At 47.8% G+C, this 15,233-nt stretch carries 16 protein-coding genes and 1 riboswitch; of the genes, 7 read left to right on the top strand and 9 right to left on the bottom strand.

Annotated elements, in window-relative coordinates:
* Positions 1-10: 10 nt before the first annotated feature.
* The 5 genes from ACSHX2_RS04930 to tsaE form a co-directional block, all read right to left on the bottom strand.
* Positions 11-508 carry an RES family NAD+ phosphorylase gene (locus ACSHX2_RS04930; RefSeq protein WP_435691165.1) on the bottom strand — a complete coding sequence of 166 codons (498 nt, stop codon included), beginning with the start codon at positions 506-508 and terminating at the stop codon, positions 11-13.
* Positions 492-944, bottom strand: coding sequence for a type II RES/Xre toxin-antitoxin system antitoxin (parS, locus tag ACSHX2_RS04925; protein ID WP_435691164.1), 453 nt, complete (start codon positions 942-944; stop codon positions 492-494). The genes ACSHX2_RS04930 and parS overlap by 17 nt, the downstream gene beginning before the upstream one ends.
* 152 nt (positions 945-1,096) lie before the next feature.
* Positions 1,097-3,211, bottom strand: coding sequence for a phosphomethylpyrimidine synthase ThiC (gene thiC / locus ACSHX2_RS04920; RefSeq protein ID WP_435691162.1), 2,115 nt, complete (start codon positions 3,209-3,211; stop codon positions 1,097-1,099).
* Between the two features lie 106 nt (positions 3,212-3,317).
* Positions 3,318-3,423: riboswitch (TPP riboswitch) on the bottom strand.
* A 147-nt stretch (positions 3,424-3,570) separates the two neighbouring features.
* Positions 3,571-3,804, bottom strand: a complete 234-nt coding sequence (locus ACSHX2_RS04915; RefSeq protein ID WP_435691160.1) for a hypothetical protein — start codon at positions 3,802-3,804, stop codon at positions 3,571-3,573.
* Positions 3,805-3,962: 158 nt separating this feature from the next.
* A complete protein-coding gene (tsaE, locus tag ACSHX2_RS04910; RefSeq protein WP_435691158.1) occupies positions 3,963-4,388 on the bottom strand; it encodes a tRNA (adenosine(37)-N6)-threonylcarbamoyltransferase complex ATPase subunit type 1 TsaE in 426 nt (141 codons plus the stop codon).
* Between the two features lie 138 nt (positions 4,389-4,526).
* On the opposite strand from tsaE, the gene rplU reads away from it, so the two are divergent.
* The 3 genes from rplU to ACSHX2_RS04895 all read left to right on the top strand — a co-directional run bounded on the left by rplU (position 4,527) and on the right by ACSHX2_RS04895 (position 7,060).
* Positions 4,527-4,838 carry a 50S ribosomal protein L21 gene (rplU, locus tag ACSHX2_RS04905; RefSeq protein ID WP_435691156.1) on the top strand — a complete coding sequence of 104 codons (312 nt, stop codon included), beginning with the start codon at positions 4,527-4,529 and terminating at the stop codon, positions 4,836-4,838.
* Between the two features lie 33 nt (positions 4,839-4,871).
* Positions 4,872-5,123, top strand: coding sequence for a 50S ribosomal protein L27 (gene rpmA, locus ACSHX2_RS04900; RefSeq protein ID WP_435691154.1), 252 nt, complete (start codon positions 4,872-4,874; stop codon positions 5,121-5,123).
* Positions 5,124-6,043: 920 nt separating this feature from the next.
* Positions 6,044-7,060: a zinc-binding alcohol dehydrogenase family protein gene (locus tag ACSHX2_RS04895; RefSeq protein ID WP_435691152.1), complete on the top strand. Its 1,017-nt coding sequence runs from the start codon at positions 6,044-6,046 to the stop codon at positions 7,058-7,060.
* Here ACSHX2_RS04895 and ACSHX2_RS04890 read toward each other — a convergent pair.
* Both ACSHX2_RS04890 and ACSHX2_RS04885 read right to left on the bottom strand, forming a co-directional pair.
* Positions 7,057-8,355, bottom strand: a complete 1,299-nt coding sequence (locus tag ACSHX2_RS04890; protein ID WP_435691150.1) for an ABC1 kinase family protein — start codon at positions 8,353-8,355, stop codon at positions 7,057-7,059. The two genes, ACSHX2_RS04895 and ACSHX2_RS04890, sit on opposite strands and share 4 nt — an antisense overlap.
* Positions 8,356-8,361: 6 nt before the next feature.
* Positions 8,362-9,036, bottom strand: coding sequence for a TetR family transcriptional regulator C-terminal domain-containing protein (locus ACSHX2_RS04885; RefSeq protein ID WP_435691148.1), 675 nt, complete (start codon positions 9,034-9,036; stop codon positions 8,362-8,364).
* A gap of 115 nt (positions 9,037-9,151) precedes the next feature.
* Here ACSHX2_RS04885 and ACSHX2_RS04880 point away from each other — a divergent pair, with 115 nt between their 5' ends.
* A complete protein-coding gene (locus tag ACSHX2_RS04880; protein WP_435691147.1) occupies positions 9,152-10,606 on the top strand; it encodes an SDR family oxidoreductase in 1,455 nt (484 codons plus the stop codon).
* 106 nt (positions 10,607-10,712) lie between these two features.
* Positions 10,713-11,831, top strand: coding sequence for a hypothetical protein (locus ACSHX2_RS04875; protein WP_435691145.1), 1,119 nt, complete (start codon positions 10,713-10,715; stop codon positions 11,829-11,831).
* Positions 11,832-11,838: 7 nt separating this feature from the next.
* Here the strand turns inward: ACSHX2_RS04875 and ACSHX2_RS04870 are convergent, their stop codons facing one another.
* The gene (locus tag ACSHX2_RS04870) at positions 11,839-12,240 is read right to left on the bottom strand and encodes a hypothetical protein (protein ID WP_435691143.1); all 402 of its coding nucleotides are present in this window, start codon (positions 12,238-12,240) and stop codon (positions 11,839-11,841) included.
* A gap of 82 nt (positions 12,241-12,322) precedes the next feature.
* On the bottom strand, positions 12,323-12,862 hold the full coding sequence (locus ACSHX2_RS04865) for a peptidoglycan endopeptidase (RefSeq protein WP_435691141.1): 540 nt from the start codon (positions 12,860-12,862) through the stop codon (positions 12,323-12,325).
* Between the two features lie 214 nt (positions 12,863-13,076).
* Here ACSHX2_RS04865 and ACSHX2_RS04860 point away from each other — a divergent pair, with 214 nt between their 5' ends.
* Positions 13,077-13,859 (top strand): hypothetical protein, encoded by a 783-nt coding sequence (locus tag ACSHX2_RS04860; protein WP_435691140.1) that lies wholly within the window; start codon positions 13,077-13,079, stop codon positions 13,857-13,859.
* Between the two features lie 107 nt (positions 13,860-13,966).
* On the top strand, positions 13,967-15,232 hold the full coding sequence (urtA, locus tag ACSHX2_RS04855) for an urea ABC transporter substrate-binding protein (RefSeq protein WP_435691138.1): 1,266 nt from the start codon (positions 13,967-13,969) through the stop codon (positions 15,230-15,232).
* The last annotated feature ends 1 nt before the right edge of the window (position 15,233 follow it).

The raw sequence follows: 15,233 nt of genomic DNA, 5'->3' as shown, positions 1-15,233 counted from the left end.
TAACGCTTAATTAATAGAGTCGTGAGTCGAAGTGAAAATCATTAGCTGTTTCGGCCACGATTCTTTTAATATCCGGGTGAAGAGGGTTAAGGATGATGTTCGTTTCCTCCGGAATGAGAACGGAGGGGAGCGCCAGCGCGAGTTGACTGTTTGCAGAGAGCCAGTCGTCACCGATTTCTTGAGAGCTACGTGGCGCAGGGGATTCGCGCCAGTTCTTAGGTAGTGCTGAAATAGGGTAATGAGCGACGCAGTCCTTTGGAATGGCGACTTGGATGAGCTTGTAAATTTTCCGTCGGGCCAATGGAGTGGTGAGGTGGACTAGCATTTCGAGTGCAGCTAGAGCCCGACTGCCGCCAAGATAAATCACGGGTTGTCCGGGCGAGTTCCAGCGGCCGCCATATTTTTTAGCGCCTGCGCCAGAAAATGCATCGTGCGCCCAGCGTGGAGCGACGATACGGTAAGCATAGATGAACGCGTCATCAGCTTGAGGCTCAGCTGAATACTCCATGGTCAATTTGTCCGAGTAGGTTCTCTACTTCACGCGCTCCGTATTCTGTGTCAGCGTAGGTGAGTGGGCTCTCTCCAGCGGTGCCAGGGTTCTTGGCTTTGAGCCATTCACGTGTGGCTGCTGGAGTCTCTAGCGCCTCCATAGTGAGACCAAAGAGACGAGCTAGGCGAATGATGCGCTCACTCTCTGGAGTTTCTAGGCGGCCAATTTTCTTTCGACGGTGTAGAGTGGCTGGTGAGATCCCTAGGCTGCGGCCTAGTTCTTCTTCAGGTAACTTGAGCAGTTCCTGAAGAGCATGAAACTCAGTCATTGGGAGACCTTCACGAAGCCGTTCCACCAATGTTTTTTCTGAGCCGTAGGCTACTGCTGACTCATTAAGAACAGGAGGGTGTGTTTCTAGCTTTGGGAGGAAAGTATGAACGATGCTCTCTTTCATGTGAGATAGTATATTCAATCAGGTGATTTTAGTCAAGTGAGAGTTTTAATGGTTTCAAGTGAATGGGTTGATCTGTTAAATAAAAATACCCCTAAGTGCATGAAGCGCTTAAGGGCATTTTTGCTAGGGATGAATGTTTAAAAAAGGTCGCGTTAGCTTTGGCCTGTGAGTTCAGCCGTGGCTTTTTCGAGACCTTTTTCTTCGATTGCTTCTTCGGTGAAGCCATTGTCTTCGGCGTACTTGCGGACGTCGGCTGTGATCTTCATTGAGCAGAAAGTCGGGCCACACATCGAGCAGAAATGGGCGGTTTTGGCGCCTTCTGCTGGGAGTGTCTCGTCGTGGTACTCGATGGCACGAGCTGGGTCGAGTCCGAGGGCGAACTGGTCGCGCCAGCGGAATTCGAAACGAGCTTTAGAGATCGCGTTGTCGCGTTCCTGAGCTGCTGGGTGACCTTTAGCTAGATCGCCAGCGTGTGCCGCGAGCTTGTAGGTGATCACGCCTTCGCGCACGTCGTCTCTGTTTGGGAGACCGAGGTGTTCTTTTGGAGTCACGTAGCAAAGCATTGCGCAGCCGTACCAACCGATGTTTGCAGCACCGATGCCTGAAGTGATGTGATCGTATCCAGGAGCGATGTCTGTAGTGAGCGGTCCAAGCGTGTAGAATGGAGCCTCGTGGCACCACTCGATTTGCTTCTCCATGTTTTCCTTAATAAGGTGAAGAGGAACGTGGCCAGGGCCTTCGTTCATGACTTGGCAACTTTTTGCCCATGCGCGAGTGGTGAGTTCGCCTTGGATTTCAAGTTCCGCAAGCTGGGCGTAGTCATTGGCATCCGCGATGGAGCCTGGGCGGAGGCCGTCACCGATAGAGAAGGAAACATCGTAGGCGGCACAAATGTCGCAGATGTCATCCCAGTGGGTGTAGAGGAAGTTTTCTTTCTGATGCGCGAGCGTCCATTTTGCCATGATCGAGCCACCACGTGAGACGATGCCGGTCATACGGCGCGCTGTGTGGGGGACGAAGCGGAGGAGAACTGCTGCGTGGATGGTGAAGTAATCAACCCCTTGTTCTGCTTGCTCAATAAGTGTGTCGCGGAAGAGTTCCCATGTGAGGTCTTCGATCTTACCGTTCACCTTCTCGAGTGCTTGGTAGATTGGGACGGTGCCGATGGGCACTGGTGAGTTGCGGAGTATCCATTCGCGGGTGGCGTGGATGTTCTTACCGGTGGAAAGGTCCATTACGGTGTCAGCGCCCCATTTAGTAGCCCAGCGCATTTTTTCGACTTCTTCATCGATAGTAGAAGCTACAGCAGAGTTACCGATGTTAGCGTTGATTTTGATGAGGAAATTACGGCCAATGATCATTGGCTCGATTTCTGGGTGATTGATATTCACTGGGATGATCGCGCGACCGCGAGCCACTTCTGAACGGACGAATTCAGCTGTGATGAGTTTTGGAAGCTCAGCGCCAAAGGATTGACCTGGATGCTGGTGGTCCATGCGATTGCGGGATACCTGCTTGAATGGGTCGATCTCAGATGGACGAGGCATGTTGTAGCCTTCTGGTGTGTGCGATTTGCTTTTGATTAACTCCTTGATTGCATCGGATGCATCGTCTGGGAGTTCGTCGAGTGTTGGGTAGCGGTCGTTGACTGTCTTAAATTCTTCCACGCGGCCCATGTTTTCGCGAATCGCGATGAATTCCATTTCAGGCGTGATGATGCCTTGGTCAGCGTACCATTTTTGAGTCACAGGATGACCGGCGGATGCTTTGAGAGGTTGACGCTTGAGACCTGGGTATTCCTTAAGCTTGTTCTTGGAGGCTTTGCCCTCGTTATATTTTTCCGCGTGCTTGTCGGATAGGTAACCGTTGTCGGATGGAGTGACGTCACGGCCTTCGTATTCTTCTACGTCACCGCGGCCAAGAATCCAATCACGGCGGAGTGCTGGGAGACCTTCGCGTGGGTTGCCATTGAAATCTGGATCACCCCATGGACCGGCACAGTCGTAAACGCGGATTGGTGCATTTTTCTCAACACGACCATTTGGGTGCTCGGTGTCGGAAAGGCGGATTTCACGCATAGGGACTTGGACAGTTGGGTGAAGCTCGCCAGCGATATAGACGCGGGTGGAGTTCGGGAAAATGGTAGGATCTTTCTCGAGTGCTGCGAGTTCCTCGGAGTTGTCGATGTTTTCGATGAAGTTACCGGTGTAGTCGGCACGTGCTGAGGAGTTCTCAGGTGTAGGCGTGGATTCGTCTGGAGAGATCATGGTCGGAGTGTGGACTTAGAAGTTGAACGTGTGAAGTTGTTAGTTTTGCGAGCGAAATAAAAAAGCCTGTCGGCGCAGCGAACGGCGGACAGGCGTATTTCGTCATCTAGGATGAAATGCGACTCCCTTCGCCGGTGTTAGCCGTAGCAGGTTCGAAGGGTCATGTGCGGTGGTGCATATTCTCAGCCTCGGCGGCTCCCCTGTCTTGAGATGCAGTGTATTGGGCGAGAGGGAGGATGCAAGTGGATTTCTATAGACGATTTGTGAATAGGCTGGGGACGCTCTCATAAAAAAGCTCCTAGTGCAGGGAGCACGAGGAGCTTAGGCTTGAACTTGTAATAGAAAGGGGAGCTTGTGGATTAGAGATCGTCCAGATCGAGGTCGAAATCTTCGTCTTCGACTTCTACGGGGTCGCCGTCTTCTACGCTGACCACAAGATTGTGATCTTCAGCTTCAGCAGTGAAGTAGAGCGGAAGCTGTACCACGTTCTCTTCATTAAGGAAAATGGATGACTCCTCGACTTTGATGTCTTTAAGGAAGTCTGCTTTATGCTCAGGGTTTGCGAACCTAACGATGATCGTGCTTTGCTTCATTGAGTGTATGATAAAGTTGATGTGGAGAGGCTGTAAACTGTATTTCCATGCTGAATATCTAACTCTTTCCTAACTAGTGAATTTTAGGTGAAAACTCTGTCGAAATAATGAGGTTGAGATGGTCAATGAGTCTGAAATATCTTGATCTTAGTGAAACATTAGGCGAGAGCGTAGCTGAGTCTTCGTCCACCATTGATGTGCTCTATATGTATACAATGGGTGCCGGTGGGAATCATTTCCGGAAAACGGTCTGGCCACTCGATGACAAGGATCGCTTCCCGCTCGAGATAATCCTCCCAGCCGATAGCGAGTAGCTCTTCTGGAGTTTCCATGCGGTACCAGTCGAAATGGATGAGTTCGGGTGAGCAGTCCGTGTATTCATTGACCAGAGCAAAGGTGGGGCTGGTGACAGCCTCTTCTCTGCCGAGGGCTTGAGCGATTCCTTGGGTGAGGTGAGTTTTCCCAGCACCTAGGTCACCAATGAGGGCTAGGACGTCTCCACTAGCTAGTTTCCTAGAAATATGGGAACCGAAGTCTTTCATTGCTTCTGGAGAGTCGATTTCGACTGGGAAATACTGTTGCATAAATAAGTTTTTGAATTTTATTGAGATAAGTTCAAAAAAAATCTTGCGAAAAAGAACGATTTATGGTCAATTCCGCGCCCAGTCCGACACAACCCTTGTGTTGGCGTACCATTTTTAACCATTAACTTCTGTCAGACCATGGCATACGCAGTTTTCAAAACAGGCGGTAAACAGTACCGCGTACAAGCAGGTGATCAAATCGACGTCGAGAAACTCGACGCAACAGTTGATTCCGAAATTTCTTTTGACGAAGTTCTCCTCGTTAACGACGGCAGCAACACAACAGTTGGCGCTCCAGTAGTTGAAGGTGCAACAGTCAAAGCGAAGGTCGTTGACCAGTTTCGCGGTAAAAAAGGCATCGCTTTCAAATTTAAGCGTCGTCAAGGCTACCACAAGACAAAAGGTTACCGTCGTCACCTCACTAAGCTCGAGATCGTAAGCGTTGCTTAATCTCTTAATTAACCATTAACACAATCACTCACCATGGCTCATAAAAAAGGACAAGGTTCCGTTAAGAACGGTCGCGATTCACGCAGTAAGCGTCTTGGCGTTAAGAAATTCGGTGGCGAAGTTGTTACAGCAGGTAACATCATTATCCGTCAGCGTGGCACTAAGTGGAAGCCAGGCAAGAATGTTTACCTCGGCAAGGACCATACAGTTCATGCATATGTAGACGGTTCTGTTTACTTCGACAAAGATGGCAGCCGCGTTAACGTTGCTCCAGTAGAAGCTTAAGCGAATCAGCTAATATATTTTCCAATCGGTCTTAGGTTTTCCTAAGGCCGATTTTTTTTGCGTGTGCCCGACAGGGCGCACTTGAGGGTTAAAGTCCCTTGTGGGCACGGCAGAGAGAATCACTAGCTGAACGGCAAGGTTACCTACCGGGAGGTGTTGGCTGAAGGAAGCTGAAAACCCAAAATCAGCACGGAAGGTGTTTGCGTATTTGTTGCACGGATGAGTTGTGGAGGTAAGTGTGGATTACTCTGGGAGATCAGCGTTGGGGTCAACTAAGTAACTACTTGCATCGAGAGGTGTGTGAGAGCTAATGCATAAGTCGACCGAAGGCGTAGTAGTTAAAGTGCGAGCCAGAAGACTTGGTGTCTTTTAAAACTGTGATAAAGGAAGACTTGAACTGAATAAAGGCCCGAACGAAAAGAGGTCAACTGGACGTGAAATGGCTAACAATAGATAGAGGTTGGCAAGAAGCTTGAAATAGCTGAACCAGCAGTGAGATAAATAGACGGAATCTATAGGCTTGTGGCATGGTAGTATCACCGTATTTGGTTAGCAGCAGCGCATCAAAGTTGCAGCGAGCTACACTGTTGAAATTGAAGCCCCTTTTCGATGTAGGAGTATTATTTTTTCTGGAGCATTCTGGTTTGAGCCGATAATGGAGTTTGTTTTTTGCAAGTATCCCGAATGTGACTGTGAATTCTCATTGGGCAACTCCGCTTGTTCACGCAAAGCCCTCACTTATTTAGACTGTGTTTTTTTGAAATAATGGTGTGTGTTTCAGTGTTTTGATTTTGAATCCCGCTAGTTATTTAAAAACTTTCAGGAAAAATACATGAGATATAGTGAATATCAACTCGGTGAGAGTGGGGTGTGTTCGAATAATTTGCAGGGAAGGGGCTTTTGTGTAAGCTTCTGGATCTATGAAAGCTGTAGCTTATAAAGTTCCTGGTTCGGTCGACTGCAGTGATGCATTGCTCGATGTTATTCTTGAAAAGCCTCAGCCTGTGGGGCGTGATATATTAGTTAAAGTGGAGGCCGTGTCAGTAAACCCTGTTGATGCTAAATTGCGCAATGTGCGGCCACCGTTTGATGGCGATACCTACGCTGTTTTGGGGTTTGATGCTGCGGGAGTGGTTGTTGAGGTGGGTGATAGCGTTAAAACCTTCAAAGTAGGAGACCCTGTTTTCTATGCTGGCTCCTTGGTTCGTCAGGGTACGAACAGTGAATTTCATTTGGTGGACGAGCGTATTGTAGGGCATATGCCGATTTCTATAGGATATCCAGAGGCTGCTGCGCTTCCGCTCACCTCATTAACGGCGTGGGAAATGTTATTCGATCGCTTGAAGGTGGACTGTCCCACTGCAGATGGGGCAGGAGTAATCCTTATCATTGGTGGGGCCGGAGGTGTCGGCTCTATTGCTATCCAATTACTACGGGCGCTGACTAACCTAACCGTGGTCGCTACAGCATCACGTCCAGAAACCCAGGAATGGGTGCGTGAGTGTGGGGCGCATCATGTCATCAACCACCGTGAACCATTGCCGGCTCAGATTGAGGCGCTTGGTCTAGGAGCTCCGGGTTTTGTATTCTCTACTAACCAGACGGATAAGAATCTTGATGGGATCATTGAACTGATCGCTCCACAAGGGCGCTTTGGATTGATCGATGACCCAGGTGATCTCTCGATTATGCCATTCAAGAAGAAGGCAATTTCGCTTCACTGGGAGCTGATGTTTACGCGGTCATTATTCGAAACTCCAGACATGGAGGAGCAAAGTAAGATCCTCAACGAGGTCTCCAAGCTCGTTAATAGTGGCAAAATTCGCTCTACAGCCACTGAGGTGGCGGGAAAGATTGATGCGGCAACTCTACGTGAAGTTCACGCTAAAATCGAAAGCGGAACCTCACGCGGCAAAACAGTGTTGACTGGGTTTTAGAGTGCGGGTCGAGTGGTTTTGACTTTGGCTTTGAGGGCCCCAGCTAGATTGTAGAGGCCAAAGTAGGTGCGGTTCAAATAGAGCGCATCAGCATCTCCTCGAGCTGAATTAAGTGCTTGGAGTTCTTTGTCGTCACGTGTGCGATCACCAAAATCAGCAAGCTCACGGAAGTATGACTCGTCACCAAAGTCGAATTCTTCGTGCTGGAATGGGCGTGAGAGTAAGTCGACGGATTCATGGAAAATGCCAGTGAGTTTCTTCACTGCTGAGGGGGAGTCATTGGGTAAAAGGAGGCCGATCTCGTAGAGAAGTTCTTGAAACTTCTTAGGGTCATTGAAGATCTCCGGTGCCATGAGGCTAAAGTATTGTTTGTAAAATGTGTCGGGGAGTTCTTTGACGCAACCGAAGTCGAGAACCCAAAGTTCATTTTTATGGACTTTAAAGTTTCCTGGGTGAGGGTCGGCGTGAAAGACGCGGAGTTCGTGTACTTGGTGGTGGTAGAAATCCCAGAGTGATTGGCCGATCTGGTTGGCGAGAGCTTGGTCGGTATTACGCTCGAAGAATTTATCGAGAACTTCACCAGGCACCCAGTCCATTGTTAGAATGCGGCGGGTGCTTAATTCTGGATGGAAGTTTGGGAAGCGGATGCCAGTAATATGTTTTGATTGTTCAGCGAGTTCTTGAGAGCGCCGGAGCTCGAGAAGGTAGTCGGTCTCCTCGGTGAGTCTTTCTTCGACTTCTTTGAGGTAGGGGTTGATCGAAGCGGCATTCAACTTGAATAGACGCATGGCCAGTGGTTTCACGATGGCTAGGTCTGAGTGTATACTATCAGCGATACCTGGATATTGGACCTTGATAGCGTATTCGTGATCGTTGCTATCTGCTTTATGGACTTGGCCGATAGATGCTCCGGCGACGGCTGTTTTACTAAAATTGTCGAATAGCTTGTCGGGTGTTTTGCCGAGTTCCGTTTGGAATGTTTTTGCTACTAGCGGGTAGGAAAGTGGTGGGGCTGAGTATTGAGCTTTCGAAAACTCACGGACGTAGGGCTCAGGGAGGAGGTTTCGATCCATGCTGAGCATTTGTGCGAGCTTTAAGGGGCCGCCTTTCAGCTTGCTGAAAGTTCCAAAGGCTTCGGCCGCGGTGGCTTCGTGAAATTCGCCCTTGGTTTCCTTGCCGGTGATTGCTCTTTTTCCAGCGAACTTGAGGTAGTTCATGCCTACACGTGCTCCAGCAGCGGTGAGTGAAGCGGCGCGTCCGAATTTGTGTTTCGGGATAGAGGTTTGCTCTTTCATGTTATGTTAGAGTTGGATGCGGCGCAGCATGAAGCGAGCGAGGTCGAGGGCTGAGTCGAGGACGCCTGAGTGCGCGCTATCGACGAAGAAGCGAACGGACTTTTCGATGAGAGCATCAGTATCTTGGAAGCTTTCACTGGTGTCTTTACGGTAGTAGTCGATCAAGAATCGAAGTTGCTCGAACAGACCTTTTGCATAGAGTTCATTGAGTTTTTTACGATCAGCGATTTCACCGTTGGCAATGCCCTCTTGTATCAGCTCATCGGCCCATGAGGTAAATGATGCACGCATTCCTTTGAGCGAGCTTGGAGTTAGTTGCTGGAGGTGTGGAAAGCACTCGGTGATACGTGACCGATGGTTTTGGATGTGGCTGAAAAAAGTGTAATAGAAGGCGAGTAACTTCTGATGTGTAGAATACTCTGCATAGTCGTCGTCAGCTATCAGAACTGCGACTGTGTCGTCGACAGTAGATTGCCAGTAGCGTGCTTCAAGTGATTCGAAGGAGCTATAGCGTGTGTGGAATTCACCCTCAGTGAGGTCAAATTTCTTACAGAAAGCATAGACAGATTTTGGTCGTTCACCTTCGGTGAGTGTGTGGTCCCAATAAAATCCCTCTATGCTTTCAGCTGTGGGTATCTTTCGCGCTGCTTGCTTCTTCTTCGCCGTTTTTTTTGCCGCCATTTGCCAATGTCGTACGGAAGTGGAAATTTTCAAGTGTTCTACCGCATTTTAAATAAACAATATATAATTAATAACAAATACAGTAAACGGCATTAACTGTGCTAGAGTGTTAGGTGTGAAAGTACTAGTGACAGGGGCAAATGGGTATATAGGTCTGCGGCTGATCCCGTCACTGTTAGATGCTGGCTATGAAGTAGTGGCCCAAGTTCGTAATATCTCACGCTTTCCAATGAAGGATTTTGAGGCGTGGAATAGTATGCTTACGTTGATAGAGGGGGACTTTCTTAAGCCTGAAAGTTTGCCAGAAATAGAAGTTCTAGAAGGTGTGGAGAGTGCGTACTATCTTTTGCATTCGATGGGGGCTGGGAGCCATTTCGCGGAACGCGAGCGTGAGTGCGCTGAGAATTTTATTGGGTGGTTGAGCGAGTCAGGTTGTCAGCAAATAGTGTATTTGGGTGGGATTGCTCCGAGAGGTGAAAAGCTTTCAGAGCATCTTTCATCGCGCATGGCTGTGGCAGATATTCTTTCAGCCTCCGGTATAGATCTAACGACGCTTCGTGCTTCTATTATTGTGGGTTCAGGGAGTGCATCATTTGAGATTATCCGTGACTTGGTGGAGAAGCTTCCTGTGATGTCGACGCCGAAGTGGACACGGACGAAATGCCAGCCGGTTGCAATTCGTAATGTGGTTAATTACCTGTTAGGAGTGATTGATCGTGGGATACGTGAGGAATGTGCTGGGAGGTCATTTGATATCGGGGGGCCAGAGGTGCTGACTTATCAGCAAATGCTCCAAGGTTATGCTCGCGTACGCGGGTTATGGCGGATTGTGCTTCCTGTGCCATTTCTAAGTCCTAAGTTGTCGGCGTATTGGCTGTATTTTATGACGGCGACTAGCTTTCCCTTGGCTCGCGCATTAGTGGGGTCCCTTCATATACAGACGACATGCGAAGACCACGAGATAGAAGGCATCATCCCGCAAAGTTTATTGTCCTATGATGAGGCTATTGAGTTAGCGCTCTCGCGGGTGGCTCAGAACCGTGTGCCTTCGGTTTGGTATGATTCGATGGCTTCAGGTAAATTTGATGCTCGGCATATTAGTAATGTGAAGGTGCCGGAGCATGGGGTTCTCCAAGATAAGCGTGAAGGTGAGATAATGGCACATCGAGAGGATGTCATCCAAGCAGTTTGGAGTATTGGTGGGGAGCGTGGCTGGCCGAGTATGGACTGGGCGTGGCACTTGCGCGGGATACTTGATAAGTTAATGGGGGGCTCAGGAATGCGTAGAGGTCGGCGTGATCAATGGAAGTTACGCACTGGCGATGCATTGGACTTTTGGCGAGTGGTCGTAGCAGATAAGGATGCAGGTAGATTGATCCTCTATGCTGAAATGAAGCTCCCAGGTGAGGCCTGGTTGGAGTTTATTGTGACTAAAGATAGTTTGAAGCAGCGAGCAGTGTTTCGGCCTCGAGGTTTATTTGGTAGGCTTTACTGGGCGTGTACGTATCCATTTCATCTGATCATTTTTCCTCGTATGCTTAAACAACTGGCTGCTGGTTGGAGATATTAAAAGAGTCTTGATCTTGAGTTGTGGTGGCTAGTTGTTAGTTTGCGCTATGCTCCGTTGGTTTTCTGTTTTAGTCGTATGGCTGCTGTCTTTGACTAGTAGTTTCTCTATGTACACTTTTTCGATGAAAGGGGGGCGCGAGTTGAAAGGCAGTTTGCGCTATGTAGTGGATAAGGAAGTTTACATAGTTGGTGAGAACGGAGTGACTTACAAAGTAGCTTTCAATAAATTAGAGCCCCCAAGTTTAGTCTATGTAAATGGCTGGATTCGCAAGAAAGGGGGGACGAGTAATTATGCTAGCTGGATAGACACGTCAGGTGCGGGCTTTAGTTCGTCATGGCCGCGCACAGTGTATGCGCCAAGTCGTATCGACATAAAAACGAAGTATGAGGAGTTTAAAAAAGGCCATTACGTTTACGAGAGTGCTCACTATAGGTTTGTCTCAGACTCTAAACTGGAGCCGAAGGTGGTTCAGCGCTTTGCTGTATTGTTCGAGACAACCTATAAGTTTGTGATGGAGCTGCCTCTAAATGCTTCAGGGCGTTATTTAGAGAAAGATGAAAAGTTTAAGATCTATCTGTTTGGGAGTTACAAAAACTATGTGAGGGCTGGTGGCCCAGCTGGCTCAGCTGGGGTATTTCTCATACGATCACAGACGGTGATGGTGCCGCTACAAGTTTTAGGACTAGAGAATCGAAGCGGCAAATGGGTGTTTGTTCGCGATAAATCTAACAAAGTGTTGTCTCATGAGTTACAACACCAGCTTACAAGTGGGACTAGTTTTCCTGCGTGGTATATTGAGGGGAGCGCTGAGTATGTGGCGTCCACGCGATACACACATGGCGCGTATCATGTAGTGAATGGAAAGACGCGAGTGTTTAGTTACGTGCGCTCAAAGGATGGACTGCCTGATGGTTCTGGTCGCCGGCTTGGAGGGAGAGTTGAGATGATGTCGCTGGAGGAATTTATGGATCTGAGCTATCGGAGGTTTGCTGGAATACAAGCCAATCAGAACTATGCTGTTTCGCTGTTATTGACTTATTTCTTCTACCATGAAGATGGCAATGGTGATGCCGCTGGCATGAAGGCATACGTTAAGGCTCTCCAGCAAGGTAAGCAGGAGAAAGAGGCTCGGAAATATCTACTGCGTGGCAGGACACCGGATCAGCTGCAAGAGCAATTTCGTCGATTTTGTTCAGCCAAAGGGGTCGCTATTGATTTTGATTAAGAGTCAGTTAGGCGTCGAGCTCGTCTTCGATGAATGCTTCTACTAGATCTGTGAGGTCTGTGAGTGCTTCGAAGTATTCTTCTTCGATGCCGGAGAGGTAGTTGAGCTCAGTGTCGGTATATTGACTGCGATCTTCAGAGGCTGCCTGGCACCACTGGCTAGAGTTGAACGTGTCAACAATAGTGGATGCGCCGATGAGTTCAAAGGAGTTGATGACACGACTGTGGTCGACTGAACTTAGCCAGAATTCGTTGAGTCCTTCACCTTCTTCGATAAGTTTGACAGTATCGAGAATGTCGATGAGTGCACGTTCTTCGCGGGTGAGGTCGCGCTCGTTAGATTCTTGTTCAAGGTTATCGACGAGGACTTCTACTTCGTCACTGAATTCTGTTTTATCGAAAATGCTCATAGTATGAAATGCTTAGATGAGCATCCATACTGACAAGTGTCATAGGTGCGAGGATTTTTTGCAGCTTTCGGCTAACAGTAGTTTAGAGGCCACGTGGATGGCGGACATAGTAGCCTTTGAGTCCTCGGCGCTCGGGCTTCCAGCGTGGTCCTGTAGAATTCCATGTGCCCCCAGTATCAAAGCGGAGACCACAAATTTCCATGAAGACGTGGCCTTTACGAACGTAAATAGTAACGTGATCGCCGTAGCCTTTTTTTCCGTAATCAAAAAACTCCTGAGAGACGAGCGGTCGACCATTGAGCTTTCCTCCTTTATGGAGAATGTAGGAGACGGCTCCGGAGCAATCGTAGCCCGAGTCATTGTAGCTTCGGTGCCCGCCCCCGTATTTGTAGGGTTTGCCGACTAGGCTGTTCGCTGCAGCGATCATTTTATGAACGCTTTTAGGGGCCTTTGGGGGGGCGTGTGCTTTGCCATCGGGACCTATGTAAACTGTCTTGCCGTGGGCGAAGCTGTGGGAGAGATGAGTGCTATCTGCTTTGATCTGTGATGAGCAGGAACTCAGTAGAAGAGCGACCGCTGAGCATAGTAGGAGCAGGAGTTGTAGGAGTCCTATACGAAACATGTCACTAAGATAGGTGGATATTAAGGGCACGTAAAGCAGTTGGTTTACTGAGTAGTGAGGAGTTTTGATGATTATGAATATAATTTACACATATCAATGAATGAAACTAATTCATAATAAATTATGGAATAAATAATGTTGGCACACCTGTTGCTTTCAGAGCGTTGGTTACATAGCGCGCCATAGCGCTTTAAAATGATAAATACACAAAACTATGAATAATATTAATATTACAGCACTTGCCGCTATGAGTTTGATCACTGGATCTGCTCTAGCTGGAACTCCTGAGCCAGTGGTAGTTGAGGTTGAACCAGCGAGTTATGTTTCTGGTACCTTAGATCTAACTTATAACACTCACTTCATGTCCTATGGTTTAGATGTGTGGGGTGCTGGTCAAAGTTGGAGTGATGGTACTTTTAATCCATCGGTTAACCTAGATTACGCAATCACTGATGATCTAACATTTAGTATAGGTACTTGGTTAGATATTAATGGTTATGGCGCAGATAGTATTGGTGGTGATGTTCAGGAAATTGATTTTTGGGGTGGACTTGGTTACGGCTTTGGTTCGCATTCCGTGAGTCTTACGTACCAGACTTGGGTGTATGGTGGAGAGGTTGAGCAGATTCTTGATTTCGGTTATGGTTACGACCATTGGCTTAATCCATCTGCACTAGTTCACTTTAGGCTTACTGAGGGTGCAAGTGGCGGCGAAGACGGAGTTTACTTTGTGTTTGGTGTAGAGCCAGGCAAAGAGTTTGAAAGTTTCTCCCTCTCCTTCCCTGTAGCTATTGGCTTCACTCCTACTGATGGTTTCCACGGTGGTGATAGTGGATTTGGTTATGGTAGTGCAGGTGTCCAGGCTAGTTATCCAATCGGTCGTGGTTGGGCAATCAATGGTGGAGTTACTGGTTGGTATACCAATGATGATGTGACGCCTAGCAACCCTGACGAAGCCTTCGTAACAGGAAATATTGGTATCTCCCTCGACTTCTAATCATTGGGGGTTTTATTTTGCAGCGAAAACTTTGTTGTTCTTGAGCGGGTTTACTTAGTTTTCGCTGCATTATAATCCCTTATGTAAATTTAAATTTAATAAAACTTATGAAAAAATTATCTAGCTTGTTTAAAGCAACATTAGCGGTGGGTGCGAGCACCATGCTAGCGAGTCAATCGGTACAAGCCGATGATACTGTCAAAGTTGGGGTGCTTCATTCCCTCAGTGGTACAATGGCAATTTCTGAGACATCTCTTCGCGATGTACTGCTGTTCACTTTTGATGAAATTAATGCCAACGGCGGTGTTCTTGGTAAGCAGATTGAAGCTGTTGTTGCGGATGGGGCGTCAGATTGGCCTTTGTTTGCAGAGAAGGCTGAGCAGCTATTAGTACAGGATAATGTTGCTGTAACTTTCGGTTGTTGGACGTCGGTTTCTCGTAAGTCTGTGCTTCCTGTCTATGAGAAGCATAATGGGTTGCTCTTCTACCCGGTGCAGTACGAGGGTGAAGAAATGTCTCCTAATATTTTCTATACTGCGGAAGCAGTGAATCAGCAGGCTATCCCTGCTGTAGATTTCCTTCTGAATGAAGGGTATAAAAAGTTTTACCTCATTGGTACTGATTATGTTTATCCGCAAACAACGAATCTCGTTTTGTTTGAATACTTGAAATCAAAAGGTATTCCGGTTGAAAATATCGGTGGTGGTTTACGTGAGGATGCTGATGGTAATGTGATTAGTGCAGGTAACTATACCCCATTTGGTCACAGTGATTTCCAGCAAATTGTGGCAGATATTCGTAAGTTTTCCGCATCTGGCGATGCGTGTGTGATTAATACTATCAATGGTGACGCTAATGTTCCTTTCTTTAAGGAATTTTCAGCTTCAGGTTTGAAGTCTGAAGATTGCCCAGTGGTTTCCTTCTCTCTTTCTGAAGATGAGTTTCGCTCACTACCAGCAGAGGATCTTGTTGGTCACTTGGGGTGCTGGACATACTTCATGTCTATCGATTCTCCTGCTAATGCGAAATTCAAAGCTGACTTTCAGACTTGGTTAGGAAAGACAGATGTTACTGGTGTGGTTAAAGAGAACCGCGTGACGTGTTCACCTATGGTTCTTTCCTACAATGGTGTGTATCTCTGGAAAGCCGCTGTTGAGAAGGCTGGCAGTTTCGAGCCTGAAAAGGTCATGGAAGCGTTAGAGTCCGGGATTAGCTTTGACGGACCTGGCGGCACGGTGACTTCACAGAAGAATCATCACCTTACCAAGACTGTTTACATGGGCGAAACTCTTGAAGATGGTCAGTTTGAGATCATCGAGACTATTAAGGATGTAAAGGGTGAGCCATTCCTTAAAGGTACATTTAGTAAATAAG

Origin of the sequence: Rubritalea sp., from assembly GCF_051252225.1 — a bacterium.
GTDB lineage: Bacteria > Verrucomicrobiota > Verrucomicrobiia > Verrucomicrobiales > Akkermansiaceae > Rubritalea.
Note: the sequence above shows the minus strand (reverse complement) of the source record. Positions and strands in the feature narration are given on the sequence as shown.

Excerpts from the sequence above, each read along its gene's own strand:
- ACSHX2_RS04930 (WP_435691165.1), bottom strand. The coding sequence starts at position 508 with ATGGAGTATTCAGCTGAGCCTCAAGCTGATGACGCGTTCATCTATGCT.
- parS (WP_435691164.1), bottom strand. The coding sequence starts at position 944 with ATGAAAGAGAGCATCGTTCATACTTTCCTCCCAAAGCTAGAAACACAC.
- thiC (WP_435691162.1), bottom strand. The coding sequence starts at position 3,211 with ATGATCTCTCCAGACGAATCCACGCCTACACCTGAGAACTCCTCAGCA.
- ACSHX2_RS04915 (WP_435691160.1), bottom strand. The coding sequence starts at position 3,804 with ATGAAGCAAAGCACGATCATCGTTAGGTTCGCAAACCCTGAGCATAAA.
- tsaE (WP_435691158.1), bottom strand. The coding sequence starts at position 4,388 with ATGCAACAGTATTTCCCAGTCGAAATCGACTCTCCAGAAGCAATGAAA.
- rplU (WP_435691156.1), top strand. The coding sequence starts at position 4,527 with ATGGCATACGCAGTTTTCAAAACAGGCGGTAAACAGTACCGCGTACAA.
- rpmA (WP_435691154.1), top strand. The coding sequence starts at position 4,872 with ATGGCTCATAAAAAAGGACAAGGTTCCGTTAAGAACGGTCGCGATTCA.
- ACSHX2_RS04895 (WP_435691152.1), top strand. The coding sequence starts at position 6,044 with ATGAAAGCTGTAGCTTATAAAGTTCCTGGTTCGGTCGACTGCAGTGAT.
- ACSHX2_RS04890 (WP_435691150.1), bottom strand. The coding sequence starts at position 8,355 with ATGAAAGAGCAAACCTCTATCCCGAAACACAAATTCGGACGCGCCGCT.
- ACSHX2_RS04885 (WP_435691148.1), bottom strand. The coding sequence starts at position 9,036 with ATGGCGGCAAAAAAAACGGCGAAGAAGAAGCAAGCAGCGCGAAAGATA.
- ACSHX2_RS04875 (WP_435691145.1), top strand. The coding sequence starts at position 10,713 with ATGTACACTTTTTCGATGAAAGGGGGGCGCGAGTTGAAAGGCAGTTTG.
- ACSHX2_RS04870 (WP_435691143.1), bottom strand. The coding sequence starts at position 12,240 with ATGAGCATTTTCGATAAAACAGAATTCAGTGACGAAGTAGAAGTCCTC.
- ACSHX2_RS04865 (WP_435691141.1), bottom strand. The coding sequence starts at position 12,862 with ATGTTTCGTATAGGACTCCTACAACTCCTGCTCCTACTATGCTCAGCG.
- ACSHX2_RS04860 (WP_435691140.1), top strand. The coding sequence starts at position 13,077 with ATGAATAATATTAATATTACAGCACTTGCCGCTATGAGTTTGATCACT.
- urtA (WP_435691138.1), top strand. The coding sequence starts at position 13,967 with ATGAAAAAATTATCTAGCTTGTTTAAAGCAACATTAGCGGTGGGTGCG.